Here is a 22,046-nt window from a genome sequence, read left to right as displayed (position 1 = left end):
CCCCCGGACCCCCGTATCGCTCTGAACGCGCTCGTCCTCAAGCGCCGGACGGGCTGAGATACGGCTGCCGGGAAGGGACCGGCAGGGGAAAAATCAACCGCACGTACGCGCACCCGCATGCAGCGCCAGCGCCGTGTTCGGCGCCACCGTGGCCGTGAAGCGGCCGTTGGCGTCCACCGTCACCCGTCGCCCGCTCTGCACGTCGCAGTACTCGCCGCCCGGCAGGGACGTCTGGAAGGTGCGGCCGAGCGCGAAGGCCTCGTGGTTGACGACGACGTAGCCCTTGTCGCCCCGTCCGAAGGCGATGGCTTGGTAGCCGTTGTCCCACCAGTCACCGACCGCCGCGCCCCGCACCGCGTTGCGGAAGCCGACCATGCTCCGAATCTCAGGCCACTTGTGCTGGCACTTCCAACCGTCCTGCCAACAAGCCCCCACTGCACCTCCGTTCGGCGGCCCCGCGTCGCGGTCGGTGAACTCGTAGCCGGAGTGCACGTCGGGCGAGCCGTAGGGCCAGGCGAGCATGAAGACGCCTGCCAGGGTGTAGGCGGCGCCGTCCTTGTAGCTGAGGGTGTCGCCGCCGCGCTCGGTGTCGTGGTTGTCGACGAAGACGGAGGCCTGTCCGCCGGGGAGGTAGCCCCAGCCCTCGCCGTAGTTCTTGAGGTAGGCGAGCCGTTCGTGCTGGAACACCCGCTTGAGGTCGCGCGCGTAGCGGAACTCCTGGACGTCACCGGTGCCGAGGTACTCCTCCGGCTGGACGGCCTCGCCCGCGCCGTGGATCGTTTCCTGCTTCCAGTAGACGCCGCTGCGGCTCAGCCGGGACTTGATGTCGGCGAGGTCGGCCGCGGGGACGTGCTTGGCGGCGTCGATGCGGAAGCCGTCGACGCCGAGCGAGAGCAGGTCGTTCAGGTAGCGGGCGATGCGCTCGCGCACGGGCTCCTCGCCCGTGTCGAGGTCGGCGAGGCCGACGAGTTCGCAGTCCTGGACGTTGCGGCGGTCGCGGTAGTCGGTGACCACGGTGGTGCAGTCGTCCATGTCCTGGGGCCGGTACGTGCCGGGGTAGTCGTACTTCGTATACGCGGAGCCGCCGGTTCCGGTGCCGGATCCGGCGGCCATGTGGTTGACGACGGCGTCGACGACGACCTTGACGCCCGCGCTGTGGCAGGAATCGACCATGTTCGCGAAGGCCGCCCGGTCGCCCAGCCGGCCCGCTATCGCATAGCCCACCGGCTGGTACGAGGTCCACCACTGCGGGCCCTGCACGTGCTCCTGCGGCGGGGAGACCTGGACGTAGCCGTAGCCGGCCGGTCCGAGGGCCTCCCCGCACTCCTTCGCGACCGCGTCGTACTTCCACTCGAAGAGGACGGCCGTGACGTCCTTCCCGCCGGGCGCGGCCGCTTCCGCGCGGGGGACACAGACCGTGACGGAGGCCGCCAGAGCAAAGGCCACAGAAAGGATTCTTCGGGCTGTCGCAGGCATGCGGAGCTCCTGGGGTGGGGGATGTGCAGCAATGAAGGTTCTTGCGCAAGCCGTTCGCAAGCCAACCGGAACCTGCCGCGCACGAGACCGTACGAGCCGGGTAACGGCCGGTCAACCCCTAGGACACGAGACGGTTACCACCGAGAAATCTCGCCGTTTCGTTCTTGCAAACCCTTTCGCAAGAGATTGCAGCCTGTTACCTTCCTCCACAGCTCGGGGCCGCCCGCGACGGTCGGCCTCCTTCACGAGGAGATCCATATGCGAAGAGGCATATCGGTCGCTGCCGTCGTCGGTGTGCTGGCACTCACCGCGACCGCGTGCGGCGGTGACGGCGGCAGCGGGAACGACGGCGCCAAGGCGGCGAGCGACCCGGGCAGCGTCAGCGGCACGGTGACCTGGTGGGACACCTCGGACGCCACCAACGAGGCGCCCGCGTTCAAGAAGCTGGTCTCGGCCTTCGAGCAGAAGTACCCGAAGATCAAGGTCGAGTACGTCAACGTGCCGTTCGACCAGGCCCAGCAGAAGTTCAAGACCGCCGCCGCCACCGGCAAGGGCGCCCCGGACGTGCTGCGCTCCGACGTCGGCTGGACGCCCGGCTTCGCCCAGCTCGGCTACCTCAAGGACCTCACCGGCACGCCGGCGCTCGAGGCGCCCGAGGACTTCCTGGAGGGCCCGCTGAAGAACGCGGCCTACCAGGGCAAGACCTACGGCGTCCCGCAGGTCACCGACACCCTCGGACTGCTCTACAACAAGGAGCTGTTCGCCAAGGCGGGCGTCGACAAGCCCCCGGCCACCTGGCAGGAGGTCAAGGACGCCGCCCTGAAGATCAAGGACAAGACGGGCGCCGAGGGCATCGGCCTCAGCCCCGACAGCTACTACTCGCTGCCCTTCCTCTACGGCGAGAAGAGCGACATGGTCGACGTCGCCAAGAAGAAGATCACCATCTCCTCGGCCGCGTCCCGCAAGGGCATCGAGACGGCCGTCGACCTCGTGAAGTCCGGCGCCGCGCCCAAGCCGGCCGGCACCGACGGCTACAACGCCCTCAAGACGGACTTCAAGAACGGCAAGCTGGCGATGCTGATCGACGGTCCCTGGGCGACCAAGGAGATCTTCGGCGGCGACGCGTACAAGTCCAAGGACAACCTGGGCATCTCGGCCATCCCGGCCGGTTCCACGGGCACCGCGGGCGCCCCGGTCGGCGGCCACAACCTGGTGGTCTACGCCGGCTCGAAGAACTTCGACGCCTCCTACCTCTTCACGCGCTTCATGACCGACGCCGCGCAGCAGGAGCAGGTCTCCACCGGCGTGGGCGTGCTGCCGACGCGCAAGTCCGCCTACACCAAGGAGGTCCTGGCCGACCCGGTGCGCAGCGCGTACTACAAGGCCCTCGACAAGGCCCACCCGCGGCCGGCGATCCCGCAGGGCGGCGACCTGTTCACGGACTGGCTGCAGCACTACACGAAGATCCTCACGCTCAAGGAGGAGCCCAAGGAAGGGCTCGACGCCACGGCCAAGGCCTGGCAGTCCGCGCTCCTCAAGGACTACGGCGTCGAGGAGTAGGGCCTGATGGCCACAGTCGTCACCACGGTCAGGCGCTCCTTCAGCACCCACTGGTACGCGTGGGCGATGGTGCTGCCCGTCGTCATCGTCCTGGCGGTCCTCGTCGGCTACCCACTGGGCAAGGGCGTCTACCTGTCGTTCACCGACGCCAACGAGGCGAACGTCGGGCGCACCATCGGGGTCAACCACATCGAGGCGACCTACAAGTCGGTGGGCCTGGACAACTACTGGAAGGTGCTCTCCGGGCAGGAGGGCCACTTCTACTCCCGCCTCGGCTGGACGGTCGTGTGGACCGCCTCGTGCGTGTTCCTGCACTACACGCTCGGCCTGGGGCTCGCCCTCCTGCTCAACCGGCCGATGCGCTTCAGGGCGCTGTACCGGGTGCTGCTGATCCTGCCGTGGGCGGTGCCGGCCTTCGTCGCCACCTTCTCCTGGCGGCTGATGTTCAACGAGAAGTACGGCGTGCTCAACGCCTTCCTGACGAAGCTGGGCCTGGACCCGGTGGACTGGCTGGGCGACGCGACGCTGCAGAAGGTGTCGGCGGTGGCGGTCAACGTCTGGCTGGGCGTGCCGTTCATGATGGTCGCGATCCTCGGCGGGCTGCAGTCCATCCCGCGGGAGCTGCACGAGGCCGCGGAGATGGACGGCGCCACCCCCTGGCAGCGCTTCCGGCACGTGACGCTGCCGGGGCTGAAGTCGGTGAGCGGGACGGTGATCCTGCTCGGGGTGATCTGGACGTTCAACATGTTCCAGGTGATCTACCTGCTGATCGGCCAGGGCGCGAGCTCCGAGAGCGAGATCCTGGTGACGTACGCCTACCGGCTCGCCTTCCAGGGCGTGCGCGACTACGCGGGCTCGGCCACGTACGGCATCCTCATCCTCTCGCTGTTGCTGGTCTTCGCCGTCTTCTACCGCAGGATGCTCAACCGACAGGAGACCGTGCGATGAGCGCCGTCCAGCCCGTACGGCCCTCCGGGCACCGCTCGCGCGAGCAGCGTTCGCGCACGGCCTCGGCCGCGCTGCACACGGCGCTGGTCGCCGCGAGCCTGGTGTCGCTCTTCCCCATCGCCTTCATCGTCTTCGTGTCGCTGCGGGGGCGCGACGGCTGGCAGGAGCCCACGCGGTTCGTCGGCTTCGACGTCTCGAACTACAGCCACATCCTCGGCGAGACCAAGTTCCTGACCTGGTTCGGCAATTCGGTGATCGTGGCGCTGGGGGCGACCGTCCTCGGGGTGCTCATCGCGGCGACGGCGGGCTACGCCGTCTCGCGGATGCGCTTCCCCGGCCACCGGCCGCTGATGTGGACCTTCCTGGTCGTTCAGATGTTCCCGATGGCGGTGCTGATCGTGCCGCTGTACAACATTCTCGGTGAGCTGGAACTCCTGGACTCCTACACCGGGCTGATCGTGACGTACTGCTCGATCTCCGTGCCGTTCTGCGCGTGGATGCTCAAGGGGTACTTCGACACCGTCCCCGTCGAGATCGACGAGGCGGGGCGGGTGGACGGGCTGACCCCCTTCGGGACGTTCTGGCGGCTCATCGTGCCGCTCGCCCGCCCGGGCCTGGCCGTGACCGGCTTCTACTCCTTCATCACCGCCTGGGGCGAGGTCGCCTTCGCCACCCAGTTCATGAGCAGCGAGGAGCACTACACCCTCGCCGTGGGCCTGCAGACGTTCGTGGGCCAGCAGAAGGCCGAGTGGGGCCTGATGACGGCGGCGGCCGTGCTGATCACCGTTCCGGCGGCCGTGGTGTTCTTCGTCGCCCAGCGGCACCTGGTGGCCGGCCTCACCGCGGGCGGCACCAAGGGCTGACCGCCACCGGCACCCGCTGACCTTGTCCGCCCGCCGTCGTTGACCCGTGGGGATCTGCTGGATCCCCCGCTTCCGCCTCCGCAACCGAATCGATAGGACGTACATGACCCAGGACCTCGCGCCCTCCGTCCGCCCGGCCGCCGCCTCCGCGAGCGAGGGCGCATCCGAGACCGGGGGATGGTGGCGCAGCGCCGTCATCTACCAGGTGTACGTGCGCTCGTTCGCCGACAGCGACGGCGACGGCATCGGCGACCTGCGCGGGATCCGCGACCGCCTGCCGTACCTGGCCGAGCTGGGCGTGGACGCGGTGTGGCTCACGCCGTTCTACGCCTCCCCGCAGGCGGACGGCGGCTACGACGTCGCGGACTACCGGGCCGTGGACCCGCTGTTCGGGGACCTGTCCGACGCGGACGACCTGGTGCGGGAGGCGCACCGGCTGGGCCTGCGGGTGATCGTCGACATCGTGCCCAACCACACCTCGGACCAGCACGCCTGGTTCCGGGCGGCCCTCGCCGACAGAGAGGGCGGTCCGGCGCGGGAGCGCTACCACTTCCGGCCGGGCCGCGGCGCGGCCGGGGAACTGCCGCCGAACGACTGGGAGTCGGTCTTCGGCGGCCCGGCGTGGACGCGCACGGCCCGCCCGGACGGCACTCCCGGCGAGTGGTACCTACACCTGTTCGCTCCGGAGCAGCCCGACCTCAACTGGGAGAACGAGGAGGTCCGCGAGGAGTTCGAGTCCGTGCTCCGCTTCTGGCTGGACCTGGGCGTGGACGGCTTCCGCATCGACGTCGCGCACGGCATGGTCAAGGCGCCGGGGCTGCCGGACATCGGGCTGAGCGAGCAGGCCAAGCTCATCGGCGCGCAGGTGCTGCCCTTCTTCGACCAGGACGGGGTGCACGAGATCCACCGCGCCTGGCGGCGGCTGCTGGACTCCTACCCGGGCGAGCGGATCGGCGTGGCGGAGGCGTGGGCGCCGACCTCGGAGCGGCTCGCGCTGTACGTGCGTCCGGACGAGCTGCACCAGGCGTTCAACTTCCAGTTCCTGACCTGCGACTGGGGCGCCGGCGCGATGCGCACGGTGATCGAGGAGTCGCTGGCGGCGACCCTGTCGGTGGGCGCGCCCACGACGTGGGTGCTCTCCAACCACGACGTGGTGCGGCACACCACGCGCTACGGCGGCGGCGAGCGGGGCCTGGCGCGGGCGCGGGCCGCGGCGCTGCTGATGCTGGCGCTGCCGGGCTCGGCGTACGTCTACCAGGGCGAGGAGCTGGGCCTGCCGGAGGTCGTGGACCTGCCGGACGAGGTGCGCCAGGACCCGGCGTTCTTCCGCGGCGACGGGCAGGACGGCACGCGCGACGGCTGCCGGGTGCCGATCCCGTGGTCGGGCGAGGACGCCCCCTACGGCTTCGGGCCGGGCGGCAGCTGGCTGCCGCAGCCGGAGCAGTGGGCGGAGCTGTCGGTGGCGGCGCAGTCCGGGGACCCGCGCTCGACGCTGGAGCTCTACCGCTCGGCGCTGGCCCTGCGCCACGAGCTGCCGGGCCTGGGCGACGGGGAGATGACGTGGCTGGAGGCGCCCGAGGGCGTGCTGGCCTTCGCCCGCCCGGGCCTGGTGTGCACGCTGAACACGGGCGAGGACGAGGTGGGGATGCCGGTGCCGGGCCGCCCGGTGCTGGCCACGGCCGCCCTGGAATTCACCGGTGGTACGGTCCGTATCCCCGTCGATTCATGTGTTTGGTGGGCAGTCTGAAATGCGACCGGTAAGGTCCAGTCCTGTGACCGCACGGCTGGCCGATATCGCAGCCCAAGCGGGTGTCAGCGAAGCAACCGTCAGCCGGGTACTCAACGGGAAGCCGGGGGTCGCCGCCTCCACCCGCGAGTCCGTGCTGGCCGCGCTCGACGTCCTGGGCTACGAGCGCCCCGTGCGGCTGCGGCAGCGCAGCGCGGGCCTGGTCGGGCTGATCACGCCCGAGCTGGAGAACCCCATATTCCCGGCCTTCGCTCAGGTGATAGGCCAGGCCCTGACGCGCCAGGGCTACACCCCGGTGCTGGCCACGCAGACGCCCGGCGGCTCCACGGAGGACGAGCTCACGGAGATGCTCGTCGACCGCGGGGTCTCCGGCATCATTTTCGTCTCCGGGCTGCACGCCGACACCTCGGCGGACATGGGGCGTTACGAGCGGCTGCGCGCGCAGGGCGTTCCCTTCGTCCTGATCAACGGTTTTTCGCCGAAGGTACGGGCCCCGTTCGTGTCCCCGGACGACCGGGCGGCGGTCCGGCTGGCCGTCACCCATTTGGCGGCACTGGGGCACCGGCGGATCGGCCTGGCGCTGGGTCCGCACCGTTACGTGCCGGTGCAGCGCAAGATCGAGGGGTTCCTGCGCAGCATGCGCGAGGAGCTGGGCCTGCCGGAGGACGAGGCGGGGCAGCTGGTGCAGCACTCGCTGTTCTCGCTGGAGGGCGGTCAGGCGGCGGCAGCGGCGCTCATCGAGCGCGGCTGCACGGCCGTGGTGTGCGCGAGCGACATGATGGCGCTGGGCGTGATCCGGGCGGCGCGTCAGCACGGCCTGGAGGTCCCGCGGGACATCTCGGTCGTCGGCTTCGACGACTCGCCGCTCATCGCCTTCACGGACCCGCCGCTGACCACGATCCGGCAGCCGGTGCAGTCGATGGGCCAGGCCGCGGTGCGCGCGCTGCTGGAGGAGGTCGGCGGCACTCCGGCGCCGCACAGCGAGTTCGTCTTCCTGCCCGAACTGGTGGTTCGGGGTTCAACCGCATCGGTCCCGGAATCCCGGCCGAAAGCGGGCGAAGACCAGACTTGGGGATGATCTGCCGCAGGCCGGTTTCTGGCAGACTGTTTCCCTATGGGTGAAGCGACGGCAAGGACACTGGAAGGCCGTACGGCCGCCCCGCCACCCACCGAGGAGCGAGCGGACCGGCCGCCGGCGGATCGTGTCACCGGACAGCGGGCCGGCCTGCGGAGGCTTCGGGCTCCACGCAGGCCGCGCCTGTGGTTCGAGGTGCTGCTGATCGCGGTGAGTTACTGGACCTACTCCCTGGTGCGGAACGCCGTTCCCGAGCAGCGGACGGCGGCGCTCCGCAATGCGGACTGGATATGGCGGGCCGAGCACACGCTGCACATCGCCGTGGAGAGCACGATCAACCACGCCGTGAATTCGGTGACGTGGCTGATCGTGGGCATGAACTACTACTACGCCACCTTGCACTTCGTCCTGACGATCGGCGTGCTGGTCTGGCTCTACCGATGGCATCCCGGCCGCTATTCCGCCGCCCGTCTCGCCCTCTTCGCCACCACCGCCGTCGCCCTGCTCGGCTATTACCTCTTCCCCCTCGCCCCGCCCCGCCTGATGTCCGGCGAGCACTTCGTCGACACCGTGGTGGTCCACCACACCTGGGGCTCCATGGCCTCGGGCAACCTGGCCGACATGTCCAACCAGTACGCGGCGATGCCCTCGATGCACATCGGCTGGTCCACCTGGTGCGGCGTCGTCGTCGCGATGGTGGCGCGCCCGCTGTGGGCGAAGGTGCTGGGCCTGCTCTATCCCGTCGCCACGCTGGTGGTCATCGTGGCGACGGCCAACCACTTCTGGCTCGACGCCGTGGGGGGCCTGCTCTGCCTCGCGTTCGGCTTCGCCGTCTCCTTCGTGTGGTTCGGGGCGACGCCGGGCCGGCTCGCGCGGCGCGTGGCGTAGGGACCCGCGGCCCGGGGGCCGCGGCTCACGCCCCGTAGAACAGCTCGTCGACGACGGCCCGGGCGCGCCGCGTGGTGCGCCGGTAGTCGTCGAGCATGTCCCCCACGTGACCCGGTTCGTAGCCCAGGTAGCGGCCCACGGCCGCCAGCTCCCGCGGCTCCGTGGGGAAGGTGTCCCCGGACCGGCCGCGCACGAGCATGACCGCATTGCGCACGCTCGTCGCGAGAACCCACGCATCGTCCAGGATGGCAGCAGCCTCCGCGCTCAGCAGCTCGGCGGCGCACGCGGCCGCCAGCGCCTTGCGGGTGCGGGTCGTGCGCAGCCCGGGCTCCGCCCAGGCGTGCCGCAGCTGCAGCAGCTGCACGGTCCACTCCACGTCCGACAGGCCGCCGCGCCCGAGCTTGGTGTGGGTCGTCGGGTCCGCGCCGCGCGGCAGGCGCTCGCTCTCCATGCGGGCCTTGAGCCGCCGGATCTCGCGCACCGCGTCCTCGCCGAGGCCCTCGGCGGGATAGCGCAGCGGATCGATCAGGTCGATGAACCGCTGCCCCAGCTCGGCGTCGCCCGCCACCGGCTTGGCGCGCAGCAGCGCCTGGCTCTCCCACACCAGCGACCAGCGCCGGTAGTAGGCGGCGTACGAGGCGAGGCTGCGCACGATGGGGCCCGACTTGCCCTCGGGCCTGAGGTCCGTGTCGATGTGCAGGGGCGGATCGGTCGTGGGAAGTTGGAGGAGGCGCCGCATCTCCCCCGCGACGGCGGAGGCCGCCTTGGCCGCCTCCTCGTCGGAGACGCCCTCGCGGGGCTCGTGCACGAAGAGCACGTCGGCGTCCGAGCCGTAGCCCTGCTCGTGGCCGCCGAAGCGGCCCATGCCGATGACGGCGAAGCGCGTGGGCAGGGTGTCGCCCCACTCGGCGCGCACGGCGGCGCGCAGGGCCCCCGCGACGGCGGCGGCATTGAGGTCGGAGACGGCGTCGCCGACGGTGTCGACGCGGACGTGGGGGTCGCGCTCGCCGTTGGCCGCGGCCGCGCCGGGGGCGCCGCCCCGCCCGTACGCCCCGATGATGTCCGCGGCGGCGGTGCGGAACAGCTCGCGGCGGCGGACCCCGCGGACGGCGACGATCGCGGCCTCGGCGCCCTCCGAGCGGTTGACGGCGGCCAGCGTCTCCTGTTCGAGGGCCTCCCGGCCGCGCGGGCGCAGGCCCTCGGGGTCGCCGAGCAGGGCCACGGCCTCGGGGGCGCGCAGCAGCAGGTCGGGGGCGAGGCGGCCGGCGGAGAGCACGCGGGCGAGGTTCTCGGCGGCGGCGCCCTCGTCGCGCAGCAGGCGCAGGTACCAGGGGGTGCGGCCGAGGGCGTCGGAGACCATGCGGAAGCCCCGCAGGCCGGCGTCGGGGTCGGCGGAGTCGGCGAACCAGCCGAGCAGGACGGGCAGCAGGGTGCGCTGGATGGCGGCCTTGCGGGACACGCCCGAGGCGAGCGCCTCCAGGTGGCGCAGGGCGGCGGCGGGGTCGGCGTAGCCGAGGGCCTGCAGGCGGTTGCCCGCCTCCTTGGCGCTGAGCCGGATCGCCCCCGGCTCCAGCTGGGCGACGGCGTCCAGCAGCGGCCGGTAGAAGAGCTTCTCGTGCAGCCGGCGCACCTCGCGGGCGTGCCGCTTCCACTCGCGGGCGAGCCCGTCCACCGGCTCCGTGCCCGGCGGCCACGACAGGACGCGGGCCAGGGAGCGGCCGAGGCGGCGCTGGTCGGCCTCGGCCTCCGGCATCAGGTGGGTGCGGCGCAGGCGGTGGAGCTGGATGTGGTGCTCCATGGCGCGCAGGAAGCGGTAGGCGGCGTCGAGCGCGGCGGCGTCGGTGCGGCCCACGTAGCCGCCCGCGGCCAGGGCGGTCAGGGCGTCGAGGGTGCCGGAGGCGCGCACCGTGGCGTCCCCGCGGCCGTGGACGAGCTGCAGCAGCTGCACGGCGAACTCGACGTCGCGCAGGCCGCCCGGGCCCAGCTTGAGCTCGCGGTCGACCTGGCCGGCGGGGATGGAGGCGATGACGCGGCGGCGCATCTGCTGCACGTCGGGCACGAAGTTGTCGCGCTCGGCGGCCTGCCACACCAGGGGGGCGACGGCGTCCGCGTAGGCCTGCCCCAGGGTGAGGTCTCCGGCGACCGGGCGGGCCTTGAGCAGGGCCTGGAACTCCCAGGTCTTGGCCCAGCGTTGGTAGTAGGCGAGGTGGCTGGAGAGGGTGCGCACCAGGGGGCCGTTGCGGCCCTCGGGCCGCAGGTTGGCGTCCACGGGCCAGATGGTGCCCTCGGGCGTGACGTCCGAGCACACGCGCATCATCCGCGAGGCCAGGCGCGTGGCGGCCTGCAGGGCCGGCCCCTCGGCCGTCCCCTCCTTCGCCTCCGCCACGAAGACGACGTCCACGTCCGAGACGTAATTGAGCTCGCCGCCGCCGCACTTGCCCATGCCGATGACCGCGAGCCTGCAGGCCGCCGCGTCCCCGGGCTGCTCCTCGGCGGCGATGGCGAGGGCGGCGCGCAGGGTGACGGTGGCCAGGTCCGCGAGCTCGGCGGCGGTCTGGGCCACGTCGGTCGTGCCGCACACGTCCCGCGCGGCGATCGTCAGCAGGCAGCGGCGGTAGGCGGCGCGCAGGGCGTCGGCCGCGTCCAGCCCGGCCTCCCGGCCGCCGCGCGCGCCGTCGGCCAGCGCCTTCTCGAACTCCGCAACGCCCGGGTTGAGATCGGCCGCCTCGTAGGTGACGAGCGCGTGCCAGTCGCCGGGGTGGCGGGCCAGGTGGTCGCCCAGCGCCTCGGAGGCGCCGAGCACCCCGAGCAGCCGGTCGCGCAGCGGCTTGGCGGTGACCAGCGTGTCCATCAGGGCCTGGCGGTCGCCGCCGTCGCGGGCGTCCAGCGCCTCGGCGAGCCGCAGCAGGCCGTGCAGCGCGAGATCGGGATCGGCGGTGGCGCCGAGGGCGTCCAGCAGGACGGGGTCGGTGCGTCCGGCCGCGAGCGCCGGAGCCTCCAGCCGCCGCTCGGCGGCTGCCGGATCGGTGAAGCCGTACTTCAGCAGCCGGGTGTACGAGCTGCTGCGACGCCCTTCAGGCAGTGTCATCGGCACCTCTCGCTCGCGCGCTGCCGCCATGATAGCCACGGGGCCGCACGGCCCCGCGGCCCCGTCTCCCGCCTAGAGCACCGGCAGCATCTTGCGCAGCTCGAAGGCGGTGACCTCCGAGCGGTACTCCTCCCACTCCTGCTTCTTGTTGCGCAGGAAGAAGTCGAAGACGTGCTCGCCGAGGGTCTCGGCCACCAGTTCGCTGCGCTCCATCAGCTCGATGGCCTCGCCGAGGTTCTGCGGCAGCGGCTCGATGCCCATGGCGCGGCGCTCGGAGTCGGACAGCGCCCACACGTCGTCGTCGGCGCCGGCCGGGAGCTCGTAGCCCTCCTCGATGCCCTTCAGGCCCGCGGCCAGCAGGACCGCGTAGGTCAGGTACGGGTTGGCGCCGGAGTCGATGGAGCGGACCTCGACGCGCGTCGAACCGGTCTTGCCGGGCTTGTACATGGGCACGCGGATGAGCGCGGAGCGGTTGTTGTGGCCCCAGCAGATGTACGAGGGGGCCTCGCCGCCCGCGCCCGCGGTGCGCTTCGAGCCGCCCCAGATGCGCTTGTACGAGTTGACCCACTGGTTGGTGACGGCGGAGGTCTCCGCGGCGTGCCGCAGCAGACCGGCGATGAAGGACCGGCCGACCTTGGAGAGCTGGTACTCGGCGCCGGACTCGTAGAAGGCGTTGCGGTCGCCCTCGAAGAGCGACAGGTGGGTGTGCATGCCCGAGCCGGGGTACTCGGAGAACGGCTTGGGCATGAACGTGGCCTGCACGCCCTGCTCCAGGGCCACCTGCTTCATCACGAGCCGGAAGGTCATGATGTTGTCGGCCGTGGAGAGCGCGTCGGCGTAGCGCAGGTCGATCTCCTGCTGGCCCGGGGCGCCCTCGTGGTGGCTGAACTCGACCGAGATGCCCATGGATTCGAGCATGGTGATGGCCTGGCGGCGGAAGTCCATGCCCACGTTCTGCGGGGTGTGGTCGAAGTAGCCGGAGGAGTCGGCGGGCACCGGGCGGGTGCCGTCCACCGGCTTGTCCTTCAGCAGGAAGAACTCGATCTCGGGGTGGGTGTAGAAGGTGAAGCCGAGGTCGGAGGTCTTGGCGAGGATGCGCTTGAGGACGTAGCGCGGGTCCGCGTAGGAGGGCGAGCCGTCCGGCATGAGGATGTCGCAGAACATCCGGGCGGTGCCCGGGGCCTCCGCGCGCCAGGGCAGGATCTGGAAGGTGCCCGGATCCGGCTTGGCGATCATGTCGGACTCGTAGACCCGCGCGAAGCCCTCGATCGCGGAGCCGTCGAAGCCGATGCCCTCGTCGAAGGCCTGCTCCAGCTCGGCGGGGGCGACGGCCACGGACTTCAGATAGCCGAGCACGTCGGTGAACCACAGCCGCACGAAGCGGATGTCGCGCTCTTCCAGAGTGCGGAGCACGAACTCCTGCTGCTTATCCATAGCTACCCATCCTCGCTGGTCAGGCCGCCCCTTCCCAAGCCGCGGGGCACGTCGGGGGGCATAGAGCATCCCACCACATGATGTCGAGCGCGTTGCGTGCGTGAGTCCGAACGCCGAGCCCCGGGTGCCCCTCCACCCCATCTTGCCTGCTCACCCGCCGACGCCGCACGGCCGGGCCGCCCGTCAGGCCGCCGCGGGCCCGCGCTCCGAGAGCCGCAGCAGCAGCCGGCGGGGGTACTGGACGGTGGCCAGGGGCCGCGGGCGGGGGTCCGTGCCGGGTGCGAACTCCATCCGCCAGCGGTGGCAGAGGGTGGCCAGGGCGAGCGTGGCCTCGGTCATGGCGTAGACGTCGCCGATGCACTTGCGGGCGCCCACGCCGAAGATCGCGAAGCCGTCGCGGGGCGGCCGGCCGGGCTGGTCGGCGGGCCAGCGGGCGGGGCAGAACTCCGCCGGGCGCGCGTGCACGGCCGGGCTGTGGTGGACGACCGGAGGGCTGACGACCATCGTGGTGCCGGGCGGCAGCCGGCGGCCGGCCAGCTCGACCGGGGCCGTGGTGACGCGGGTGAACAGCCATGCGGGCGGGTAGAGGCGCAGCGACTCGGTGACGATCTGCGTGGTGCGCGGCAGGTGCGGGAGGTCGGCGGGCGTCGGCGCGCGGCCGCCGAGGACCGCGTCGAGCTCGGCGTGCAGCTCGCGGGCCGCCTGCGGGTGGCGGGCCAGCGCGTACAGCGACCACGTCAGGGCCGCGGCCACGGTCTCCGAGCCGCCGAAGACCATCGTCGTGACCTGGTCGTGGATCTCGGCGTCGGACAGGCCCGCGCCGCCGTCCCCCTCCCGGGCGGCGATCAGGGTGGACAGCAGGTCGCCGTGGTCCCGCCCGCCGCTGCGGTACGCGGTGACGAGGCGGTCCACCGTGCCGTGCAGGTCGGCCAGGGCCCGCTCGTAGCGGCGGTTCGCGGGCAGCGGCAGGCGCTGCACGGGCCCGGGGACGAACATCCGCCGGAACAGGCCGCCGAGCGCGATGCGGAAGGACTCCTGGAGGCGGTCCACGTCCTCCTCCGCCGGCAGGGCCGAGAAGAGGGTGCGGGTGACCGTGCGCAGGGCGAGCCCGAACATGGCGGGGAAGACGTCGACGACCAGGCCGGCGCGCCAGGACGCGCCGAGCCGGGCCGCTTCCTGCGCCATCACCCCGGCGTAGCCCGCCAGGCGGGCGGGGTGGAAGGACGGCTGGACCAGCCGCCGCTGCCGGCGGTGGTCCCGGTGCGCGCAACTGCCCAGGCCGTTGCCGACGACGTCCCTGAACCGGGTGAAGAACGCCCCTCCCTTGTCGAAGGTCCGGTCGTCGAAGAGCACCTGCCGCAGGAGCTCGGGGTGGCACGGGACGTAGGCCGGGACGGAGCCCAGGCGGATCTCCACCAGGTCGCCGTGGGCGGGCAGGGAACGGAGGAATTCCAGGGGCCTGCGCATCAGCGGCCAGGCGTGACCGACGAGCGGCAGGGCCCCGGGGGCGGTTCCGGACACGTACGTGGCGGGCATGGCGGTCCCTCAATCGGCGGTGCGCAGAACGCGCCACGAGGTTTTCCGCCGCACCACCCCTCAAAACCCCGGGTTTCTCCGGTTTGACGGCACCTGAACGCCGGGGGCCGGCCGGGTGACCGACTCATGGAGGGGCTGATTCCGCCCTGTCGCCTCGCAGCGGGCCACCATCATGGGTGGAACGGGCCGGGGCCGCCCCCTTTCCCCCGTCGAAGGTCGCGGCAGGGCGGTCAGGGGTGGTCGGGGCTGCGGAAGTGGGTGGGTGGGGTGGTCAGGACCGCCGTGGCCACCGCCTGGGGGCGGTCGTACATCAGGAGGTGGCCCGCGGGGGCCACCGCCTCGAAGCGCCCGTCGAGCCGCTCCGCGAGCCCCCGCTGCCGTTCCAGCCAGCGCCGCTCCAGCCAGGAGCCGGTGCCGGGAGAGGCCGCGAGGACGCTCACCGGCACCGGCGGCAGGGGGTGGCTCTCGCGCAGGGCGTCCAGCTCGGCGGCCACGTCGCGGTAGCGGGCGTTCTCCATGAGCAGGGCCCGCACCACCCGCCCCGTGCCGTACGTGCGCCGCACCAGGTCGGCCGGGGCCGGGTCCTGGCGGTTGACGGAGGAGGCGCGGACGGTGAGCCGCCGCAGCGAGGGGCCGAGCGCGCGCGGCAGCCCCGACGCGGCGACGACCGCGCCGCGGGCGTGCGCGGCGGTGGTGCGCAGCCGGCGGGCGGGGACGGGCCGGGCGTCCTCCTCCACGCTGCCGTCGACGAGCACGATGCCGGCGGTGCGCTGCGGGTGCAGCCGGGCGAACGCCTCGGCGTGGAAGCCGGCCAGGGAGTGGCCGACGACCGTGACGGGCTCGCGCAGCCCCAGCGCGTCGAGCACACCGGCTATCCGGTCGGCCTCGCCGCAGGCGGTGGGCGGCTCGACGGGCGGCGCGCTGAACCCGAGGCCGGGCCGGTCGAAGCGGACGACGGTGCGGTGCGGCGTCAGGAGCGGCACGACGGGCTCCCAGTCGAACCAGCCCATGCCGAGCCCGGCGCTGAGCACGCACACCGGGCCCGCCCCTTCGCGCACCACGTGCAGCGGCACCCCGCCGACCCGCAGCATGCGCCCGGGCGGCCGCGCCGCCTCGCACTCCGGCGACCGCGGCCGCACCGTGCCGTTGACGCCCCGGCCGCCGTTCGCGCTGTTCATGGGCTCCCCCTCGTCGCTCTCCGACAAGCTAACGGACGGCGCTCTCCCGGTGCTCCGGTGCCACCCAGTGGGGTTTGCGGAACTTCAGGAACGCCAGTGGTGCGAGGAAGCCGAGCACGAGCAGCCCGCCGCCGACGGTGAGCAGGTAGCGCCACAGCGGCCCGCCGCCGAACTGCTCGGGCGGCACGAAGCCGATGCCCATGGCGGCGAGCGAGGCCACGAAGCCGGTGCCCGCGACGAGGCGCAGCGCGGGCACCCGGAAGCCGCGCGGCCGGTCCGGCTGTGTGCGTCGCAGGCGCACGGCGGCGGCGAACATCAGCAGGTAGACGACGAGGTAGATCTGCGTGGTGATCACGGAGAAGATCCAGTACGCGCTGGAGACGTCCGGGATGAAGGCGTACAGCAGCGCGATGACGGTGGTCAGCCCGCCCTGGGCGACCAAGATGTTGCGCTGGACGCCGTTCTTGTTGAGCTTCTGCAGCGCGGGCGGCAGGTAGCCCTCCTGCCGGGCGACCATCAGCAGGCCCTTGGAGGGTCCGGCCAGCCACGCGAGCATGCCGCCGAGCGCCGCCGCGACGAGCAGCACGCCGACGACCTTGGTCAGCCAGCCCACGTGGAAGTGGTCGAAGAAGCCCTGGAAGGCCTGCATGACGCCCGCGGTGAGGCTGAGGTCCTCGCCGGGCATGACCCAGCTGATGGCCAGGGCGGGCAGGATGAAGATCAGCAGGACGAGGCCGGTGGCCGCGAACACCGAGCGCGGGAACTGCTTGCCGGGCTCGCGCAGCGAGGAGACGTGGACGCCGTTCATCTCCATGCCCGCGTACGACAGGAAGTTGCCGACGATCAGCACGAGGCTGGCCAGGCCGGTCCACGGCGGCAGCAGGTGCCCGCCGTCCATGGGCGCGGCGGAAGCGTTGCCCTGGCCGAGGAAGACCAGGCCGAGGACGACGAGGACGACGCCCGGGACCAGGGTGCCGATGACGAGGCCCATGCTGGAGAGCCCGGCCACGGCCTTGGTGCCGCGGGTGGAGATCAGCACGCCGGCCCAGTAGACGACCACGATGACGATCGCGACGTACACGCCGTTGTCGGCCAGCCGCGGGTCGACGACGTACGCGAACGTGCTCGCCACGTAGGCCAGCAGGCTCGGGTAGTAGGCGATCGTCATCGCGAACTGGCACCACACGGCCAGGAAGCCCAGCGGCTTGGAGAGCCCTTCGCTGACCCAGCGGTAGATGCCGCCGGTCCAGCCCGAGGCCAGCTCGGCGGAGACCAGGGCGGTCGGCAGCAGGAAGACCACGGCCGGGAGGAGGTAGAGGAAGACGGCGGCGAGCCCGTAGAGCGCCATGGACGGCGCGGGCCGCAGGTTGGCGACGGAGGCGGTGGTCATCATCGCGAGGGTCACCCACGAGATGAACGGGGGCTGCGAGCCCTGCGGCGGTGCGGGGACGGCGGCGACGGGACGGTCGTCCCTCACCTGTTCCGTGATGGTCATGGGAGGGGGAGCGTCCTTCAGGGCCGTGCGGGGAGCGTTGAACGTTTCACCCCATAATCCCATTTCGGGGCCGTGGAACCGGCACATACCCCGCGGGGGTAGGGTGCGAGGGTGATCCGGAACGGACAGCAGGGGACGGCGGCCGCCGCGTGGTGCGGGCGCCTGTTGCTGCTCTCCGCCCTGCTGCTGGGCATCGTCACGATGCACACGCTGGGCCATCCGACGGGGCACGCGGGCAAGGCGCATGCGGCGGCTACGGAGCATGCGCGTACGGGGCATGCGCGTACAAGGCAGGAGGCCGGTGCGCATGCGGCGGCCGGGATGCATGCGCAGCAGGCGCACGCCCCTTCCCCCGGGCCCACCGCCGAGGACGGCCAGGCAGACGGACATGGGATCCATGCCGGGGGCGGTCAGGGGGTCCTCGGCGGCGGCGCCCTGCCGGCGCTCGTCCTGCTGCTGGTCACCGCCGCCCTCCGCCGTCCCGCCGCCGCCCCGGCCGCCCTCCGGGCGCGGCTGCTGCGGGCCCTGTGGCCGATCCCGCCGCCTCCACGGCACAAGTCCCTCGCCCGGCTGTCGGTGCTGCGGGTGTAGGAGCACGCGTCCGCGCGCGTTCCCACCCTGCTTCAGCGACCCCTCAGAGGTGCACTCACCCATGCGTACGCACACCCCTGCCCCTACGCGCCGCGCCGTGCTCGGCGCCGGTCTCGCCGCCGCCGGGGGCGGCCTGCTCGCCGCCTGCTCCGACGGCGCCGGCGGCTCCTCCTCCCCCTCCGCCCCGCCCGCCTCCTTCGTCACGCCCGACGGTCAGGAGGTCGCCGCGGCCGAGGCGAAGCGCGGGAGCGGCCCCGTCCGCGAGGTCCGGCTCACCGCGACCCGGGCGCAGCTCGACCTGGGCGGCCGTACGGTCACCACCTGGGCCTACGGCGACCGGCTGCCCGGCAAGGAGGTCCGGGTCACCGCGGGCGACACGCTCGCCCTCACCCTCGCCAACCACCTGCCCGAGCCCACGTCCATGCACTGGCACGGGCTCGCGCTCCGCAACGACATGGACGGCGTGCCGGGCGTCACGCAGCAGCCGGTCAAGGCGGGCGCGTCGTTCGCCTACCGCTTCGCGGTCACCCACCCGGGCACGTACTGGTTCCACCCGCACTCGGGCGTCCAGCAGGACCGCGGGCTGTACGCGCCGCTGATCGTGGAGGACCCGAAGGAGCCGCTGCAGTACGACAAGGAGTGGGTCGTCGTCCTCGACGACTGGGTGGACGGGGTGGACGGCAGCACCCCGGACGCGGTCCTGGCGGAGCTGGCCAAGGGCATGGACCACGACATGGGCGGGATGGACCACGGCGGGGGCGGCATGGACCACGGCGGTGGGGGCGGCGGCATGCACCACATGTCGATGACGTCCGCAGCATCGGCCACGCCGGCGCCCGGGAAGTCCCCGTCCCGCATGCTGATGGGCGCCACCAGCCCCCTCCTCGGCGGCGACGCGGGCGACGTCGCCTACCCGTACTACCTGGTCAACGGGCGCGCGCCGGCCGACCCCGAGACGTTCGCGGCCAAGCCCGGCGACCGGATCCGCATCCGCTTCGTCAACGCGGGCGGGGACACCGCCTTCCGCGTGGCCCTCGGCGACCACAGGATGACGGTCACCCACACGGACGGCTTCCCCGTCGAGCACGCGGAGACGGACGCGCTGCTGCTGGGCATGGGCGAGCGCTACGACGTGCTGGTCGAGGCGAAGGACGGCGTCTTCCCGCTGACCGCGCTCGCCGAGGGCAAGAAGGAGGCCGCGCTGGCGCTGCTGCGGACGGGCGGCGGCACGGCCCCCGACGCGTCGGCGCGCCCGCGCGAGCTGGACGGGAAGGTGCTCACCGCCGACCGGCTCAAGGCCGACAAGGCCGTACGGCTGCGGGACCGCGGGCCGGACCGCACGCTCACGCTCCGGCTGACGGGTTCGATGGCGAAGTACGACTGGGCGATCAACGGGGAGAAGTACGCGCCCTCGCGGCGGCTGCCCGTGGCGCAGGGCGAGCGGGTGCGGCTGTCCTTCGTCAACGCGACCACGATGTGGCACCCGATGCACCTGCACGGCCACACGTTCGCCCTGCCGGGCGGCGGGCCGCGCAAGGACACGGCGATCGTGCTGCCGGGCAAGCGGCTGGACGTGGACTTCGACGCCGACAACCCGGGCCTGTGGATGCTCCACTGCCACAACGTCTACCACTCGGAGTCGGGGATGATGACGCTGCTCGGCTACCGGAAGTAATCGGAGGGCGACCCGCAGCGGGCGCAACTCGCCGCTCAGAGATCGCGTCAGTTAGACGAGTACTCTGGGCGGCGTGCCTCAACTTCGCCTCGCTCTGAACCAGATCGACTCCTGCGTCGGGGACCTCGCCCGGAACGCCGAGTCGATCGTCCACTGGACCCGGCACTCCGCCGGGCAGGGCGCCCACCTGGTGGCGTTCCCCGAGATGGCGCTGACCGGCTACCCCGTCGAGGACCTCGCCCTGCGGCCCTCCTTCGTCGAGGCCTCGCGCGCCGCGCTGCACGCCCTCGCCGCGCGCCTCGCCGACGAGGGCCTCGGCGAACTCCCCGTCGTCGTCGGGTATCTGGACCGCAGCGAGGCGGCGCGCCCGCGCCTGGGCCGCCCCGCGGGCGCCCCGCGCAACGCCGCGGCCGTGCTGCACCGCGGCGCGGTCGCCCTGTCCTTCGCCAAGCACCACCTGCCCAACTACGGCGTCTTCGACGAGTTCCGGTACTTCGTGCCCGGCGACACCATGCCGGTGGTCCGGGTGCACGGCGTGGACGTCGCTCTCGCCATCTGCGAGGACCTGTGGCAGGAGGGCGGCCGGGTGCCCGCGGCGCGCTCGGCGGGCGCCGGGCTGCTGCTGTCGGTCAACGCCTCCCCGTACGAGCGGGAGAAGGACGACACCCGCCTGGAGCTGGTGCGCAAGCGCGCCCAGGAGGCCGGCTGCACCACCGCGTACCTGGCCATGACGGGCGGTCAGGACGAGCTGGTCTTCGACGGCGACACGATCGTCGTCGACCGCCAGGGCGAGGTCGTCGCGCGCGCCCCCCAGTTCGAGGAGGGCTGCGTGCTCCTCGACCTCGACCTGCCGGCCGCCGCGCCCGAGCCGCCGTCCGGAACCGTGGACGACGGCCTGCGCATCGACCACGTCACCCTCTCCGCGGACCCCCTCCCGGCCTACGAGCCGCAGACGCCCGGCGGCGCGGCGCCGCACCTGAGCGACGACGCCGAGGTCTACCGGGCCCTGGTCACGGGCCTGCGCGCGTACGTCACGAAGAACGGCTTCCGCAGCGTCCTCATCGGCCTGTCGGGCGGCATCGACTCCGCGCTCGTCGCGGCGCTCGCCTGCGACGCGATCGGAGCGGAGAACGTGTACGGCGTGGCCATGCCGTCGCGGTACTCCTCCGTGCACTCCCTCGCCGACGCCGAAGAGCTCGCCCGCCGCACCGGCCTGAACCTCCGCACCGTGCCGATCGCGCCGATGTTCGACGCGTACATGGGCGCGCTCGGCCTGACCGGCCTCGCCGAGGAGAACCTGCAGTCGCGGCTGCGCGGCACGATGCTGATGGCCATCAGCAACCAGGAGGGCCACATCGTCCTCGCCCCCGGCAACAAGTCCGAGCTGGCGTGCGGCTACTCCACGCTCTACGGGGACTCGGTCGGCGCGTACGGCCCGATCAAGGACGTCTACAAGACCTGGATCTTCCGCCTCGCCACGTGGCGCAACGCCGACGCAAAGGCCCGCGGCGAGACCCCGCCCATCCCGGAGAACTCCATCACCAAGCCCCCGAGCGCCGAACTGCGCCCGGGCCAGGTCGACACGGACTCCCTCCCGGACTACGAGGTCCTCGACCGCATCCTGGAGCTCTACGTCGACCGCGACCGCGGCCACGCCGAAATCGTCGCCGAGGGCTTCGACGCGGAGCTCGTCACGCGGGTCCTGCGGATGGTGGACACCGCGGAGTACAAGCGGCGGCAGTACCCGCCGGGCACGAAGATCTCGGCCAAGGGGTTCGGGAAGGACCGGCGGTTGCCTATTACTAATCGGTGGCGCGAGACCGGCTGACGCCGGGGCGACTCAGGGCAGCGAGCAGCGCTTGCCCCCCTCCGCTCCCCGATCGGACAGTCGTCCGATATTCGGACAGGAAAGATCGTTCTGCGTGATAATTTGCAGGCCTGACTTTTCCGAAACCGGGGGGATTTCGCATGCTTTCCCGCGCACGCACCATTCTGATCGGCGGCGTCGGCGCCGCGGCCGTCGTCCTGGGCGCCGCCGCACCGGGCCTCGCCGCCGGCACCGGCACCGGCACTCCGCTGCCCACGGCCGTGGAGACCTTCGAGTACCCGGGCGCGGCGAAGATCCTCAAGGAGCGCGGCATCCGGCTCGAAAGCGGTGACGGGCACATCCTCCTCACCGACTGCAAGGCCGGCGAAGCCGACATCAGCGTCTACACGAAGCAGCGCGACGAGATCAACCAGGGCCGGATCTGCTTCAAGGTCACCGGAAACGGCAAGAAGGGCTACCTCGCCCTGGAGATCCCCGACGTCATCGGCATCGCGGCCGGCAAGTACGGCACGTGGGCGTCCGTCGGCGGCCCCACCGGCATGGTCAACGTGCCCGCCAACGACATCAAGGCCGTGGGCGAGCCGGCCTGGGGCAAGCCGGCCACGCTCGTGGCACTTCAGGTCTGACGCCGCCCTTCTCCGTCCGTTTCCCAATCGCACAGTTT

General features: G+C 72.2%; 15 protein-coding genes and 1 pseudogene. 10 read left to right on the top strand and 6 right to left on the bottom strand.

Annotation, left to right across the window (positions count from 1 at the left end; all coding sequences use genetic code 11):
* Window positions 1-99: 99 nt before the first annotated feature.
* A pseudogene (locus ACSNOG_RS14200) lies at window positions 100-1,476 on the bottom strand (alpha-amylase); the annotation flags it as partial.
* 258 nt (window positions 1,477-1,734) lie between these two features.
* Here ACSNOG_RS14200 and ACSNOG_RS14195 point away from each other — a divergent pair.
* From ACSNOG_RS14195 to ACSNOG_RS14170, 6 genes are all read left to right on the top strand, one after another.
* Window positions 1,735-3,036, top strand: a complete 1,302-nt coding sequence (locus tag ACSNOG_RS14195) for an extracellular solute-binding protein (protein ID WP_436752991.1) — start codon at window positions 1,735-1,737, stop codon at window positions 3,034-3,036.
* A 6-nt stretch (window positions 3,037-3,042) separates the two neighbouring features.
* A complete protein-coding gene (locus ACSNOG_RS14190; RefSeq protein ID WP_436752990.1) occupies window positions 3,043-3,984 on the top strand; it encodes a carbohydrate ABC transporter permease in 942 nt (313 codons plus the stop codon).
* Window positions 3,981-4,847, top strand: coding sequence for a sugar ABC transporter permease (locus ACSNOG_RS14185; protein WP_436752989.1), 867 nt, complete (start codon window positions 3,981-3,983; stop codon window positions 4,845-4,847). The genes ACSNOG_RS14190 and ACSNOG_RS14185 overlap by 4 nt, the downstream gene beginning before the upstream one ends.
* 103 nt (window positions 4,848-4,950) lie before the next feature.
* Complete coding sequence (locus ACSNOG_RS14180) at window positions 4,951-6,594, top strand: glycoside hydrolase family 13 protein (protein ID WP_436752988.1); 1,644 nt, start codon at window positions 4,951-4,953, stop codon at window positions 6,592-6,594.
* Window positions 6,595-6,619: 25 nt separating this feature from the next.
* Window positions 6,620-7,672, top strand: coding sequence for a LacI family DNA-binding transcriptional regulator (locus ACSNOG_RS14175; protein WP_436752987.1), 1,053 nt, complete (start codon window positions 6,620-6,622; stop codon window positions 7,670-7,672).
* A gap of 36 nt (window positions 7,673-7,708) precedes the next feature.
* On the top strand, window positions 7,709-8,557 hold the full coding sequence (locus ACSNOG_RS14170) for a phosphatase PAP2 family protein (protein WP_436752986.1): 849 nt from the start codon (window positions 7,709-7,711) through the stop codon (window positions 8,555-8,557).
* A 25-nt stretch (window positions 8,558-8,582) separates the two neighbouring features.
* Here the strand turns inward: ACSNOG_RS14170 and ACSNOG_RS14165 are convergent, their stop codons facing one another.
* The 5 genes from ACSNOG_RS14165 to ACSNOG_RS14145 all read right to left on the bottom strand — a co-directional run bounded on the left by ACSNOG_RS14165 (window position 8,583) and on the right by ACSNOG_RS14145 (window position 17,288).
* On the bottom strand, window positions 8,583-11,645 hold the full coding sequence (locus ACSNOG_RS14165) for a bifunctional [glutamine synthetase] adenylyltransferase/[glutamine synthetase]-adenylyl-L-tyrosine phosphorylase (RefSeq protein ID WP_436752985.1): 3,063 nt from the start codon (window positions 11,643-11,645) through the stop codon (window positions 8,583-8,585).
* Window positions 11,646-11,717: 72 nt separating this feature from the next.
* Window positions 11,718-13,079, bottom strand: coding sequence for a type I glutamate--ammonia ligase (gene glnA, locus ACSNOG_RS14160; RefSeq protein WP_168092976.1), 1,362 nt, complete (start codon window positions 13,077-13,079; stop codon window positions 11,718-11,720).
* Between the two features lie 183 nt (window positions 13,080-13,262).
* The gene (locus ACSNOG_RS14155; protein ID WP_436752984.1) at window positions 13,263-14,615 is read right to left on the bottom strand and encodes a cytochrome P450; all 1,353 of its coding nucleotides are present in this window, start codon (window positions 14,613-14,615) and stop codon (window positions 13,263-13,265) included.
* Between the two features lie 230 nt (window positions 14,616-14,845).
* Window positions 14,846-15,706 carry an alpha/beta fold hydrolase gene (locus ACSNOG_RS14150; protein ID WP_436752992.1) on the bottom strand — a complete coding sequence of 287 codons (861 nt, stop codon included), beginning with the start codon at window positions 15,704-15,706 and terminating at the stop codon, window positions 14,846-14,848.
* A gap of 115 nt (window positions 15,707-15,821) precedes the next feature.
* Window positions 15,822-17,288 carry an APC family permease gene (locus ACSNOG_RS14145; RefSeq protein WP_436752983.1) on the bottom strand — a complete coding sequence of 489 codons (1,467 nt, stop codon included), beginning with the start codon at window positions 17,286-17,288 and terminating at the stop codon, window positions 15,822-15,824.
* A 111-nt stretch (window positions 17,289-17,399) separates the two neighbouring features.
* On the opposite strand from ACSNOG_RS14145, the gene ACSNOG_RS14140 reads away from it, so the two are divergent.
* From ACSNOG_RS14140 to ACSNOG_RS14125, 4 genes are all read left to right on the top strand, one after another.
* Window positions 17,400-17,879 carry a hypothetical protein gene (locus tag ACSNOG_RS14140; protein ID WP_436752982.1) on the top strand — a complete coding sequence of 160 codons (480 nt, stop codon included), beginning with the start codon at window positions 17,400-17,402 and terminating at the stop codon, window positions 17,877-17,879.
* Window positions 17,880-17,940: 61 nt separating this feature from the next.
* A complete protein-coding gene (locus ACSNOG_RS14135; protein WP_436752981.1) occupies window positions 17,941-19,554 on the top strand; it encodes a multicopper oxidase family protein in 1,614 nt (537 codons plus the stop codon).
* A gap of 73 nt (window positions 19,555-19,627) precedes the next feature.
* Window positions 19,628-21,382: an NAD+ synthase gene (locus tag ACSNOG_RS14130; protein WP_436752980.1), complete on the top strand. Its 1,755-nt coding sequence runs from the start codon at window positions 19,628-19,630 to the stop codon at window positions 21,380-21,382.
* A 140-nt stretch (window positions 21,383-21,522) separates the two neighbouring features.
* A complete protein-coding gene (locus ACSNOG_RS14125; protein WP_436752979.1) occupies window positions 21,523-22,008 on the top strand; it encodes a hypothetical protein in 486 nt (161 codons plus the stop codon).
* The last annotated feature ends 38 nt before the right edge of the window (window positions 22,009-22,046 follow it).

This window comes from Streptomyces sp. URMC 124, assembly GCF_051386455.1.
In the GTDB taxonomy this organism is placed as follows: Bacteria; Actinomycetota; Actinomycetes; order Streptomycetales; family Streptomycetaceae; genus Streptomyces.
This window is presented reverse-complemented; position numbering and strand designations above follow the sequence as displayed.

What these genes read in the sequence shown, in the direction of transcription:
- ACSNOG_RS14180 (WP_436752988.1), top strand. Translation starts at nt 4,951, where the DNA reads ATGACCCAGGACCTCGCGCCCTCCGTCCGCCCGGCCGCCGCCTCCGCG.
- ACSNOG_RS14170 (WP_436752986.1), top strand. Translation starts at nt 7,709, where the DNA reads ATGGGTGAAGCGACGGCAAGGACACTGGAAGGCCGTACGGCCGCCCCG.
- ACSNOG_RS14185 (WP_436752989.1), top strand. Translation starts at nt 3,981, where the DNA reads ATGAGCGCCGTCCAGCCCGTACGGCCCTCCGGGCACCGCTCGCGCGAG.
- ACSNOG_RS14165 (WP_436752985.1), bottom strand. Translation starts at nt 11,645, where the DNA reads ATGACACTGCCTGAAGGGCGTCGCAGCAGCTCGTACACCCGGCTGCTG.
- ACSNOG_RS14150 (WP_436752992.1), bottom strand. Translation starts at nt 15,706, where the DNA reads ATGCTGCGGGTCGGCGGGGTGCCGCTGCACGTGGTGCGCGAAGGGGCG.
- ACSNOG_RS14190 (WP_436752990.1), top strand. Translation starts at nt 3,043, where the DNA reads ATGGCCACAGTCGTCACCACGGTCAGGCGCTCCTTCAGCACCCACTGG.
- ACSNOG_RS14155 (WP_436752984.1), bottom strand. Translation starts at nt 14,615, where the DNA reads ATGCCCGCCACGTACGTGTCCGGAACCGCCCCCGGGGCCCTGCCGCTC.
- ACSNOG_RS14125 (WP_436752979.1), top strand. Translation starts at nt 21,523, where the DNA reads ATGCTTTCCCGCGCACGCACCATTCTGATCGGCGGCGTCGGCGCCGCG.
- ACSNOG_RS14195 (WP_436752991.1), top strand. Translation starts at nt 1,735, where the DNA reads ATGCGAAGAGGCATATCGGTCGCTGCCGTCGTCGGTGTGCTGGCACTC.
- glnA (WP_168092976.1), bottom strand. Translation starts at nt 13,079, where the DNA reads ATGGATAAGCAGCAGGAGTTCGTGCTCCGCACTCTGGAAGAGCGCGAC.
- ACSNOG_RS14135 (WP_436752981.1), top strand. Translation starts at nt 17,941, where the DNA reads ATGCGTACGCACACCCCTGCCCCTACGCGCCGCGCCGTGCTCGGCGCC.
- ACSNOG_RS14145 (WP_436752983.1), bottom strand. Translation starts at nt 17,288, where the DNA reads ATGACCATCACGGAACAGGTGAGGGACGACCGTCCCGTCGCCGCCGTC.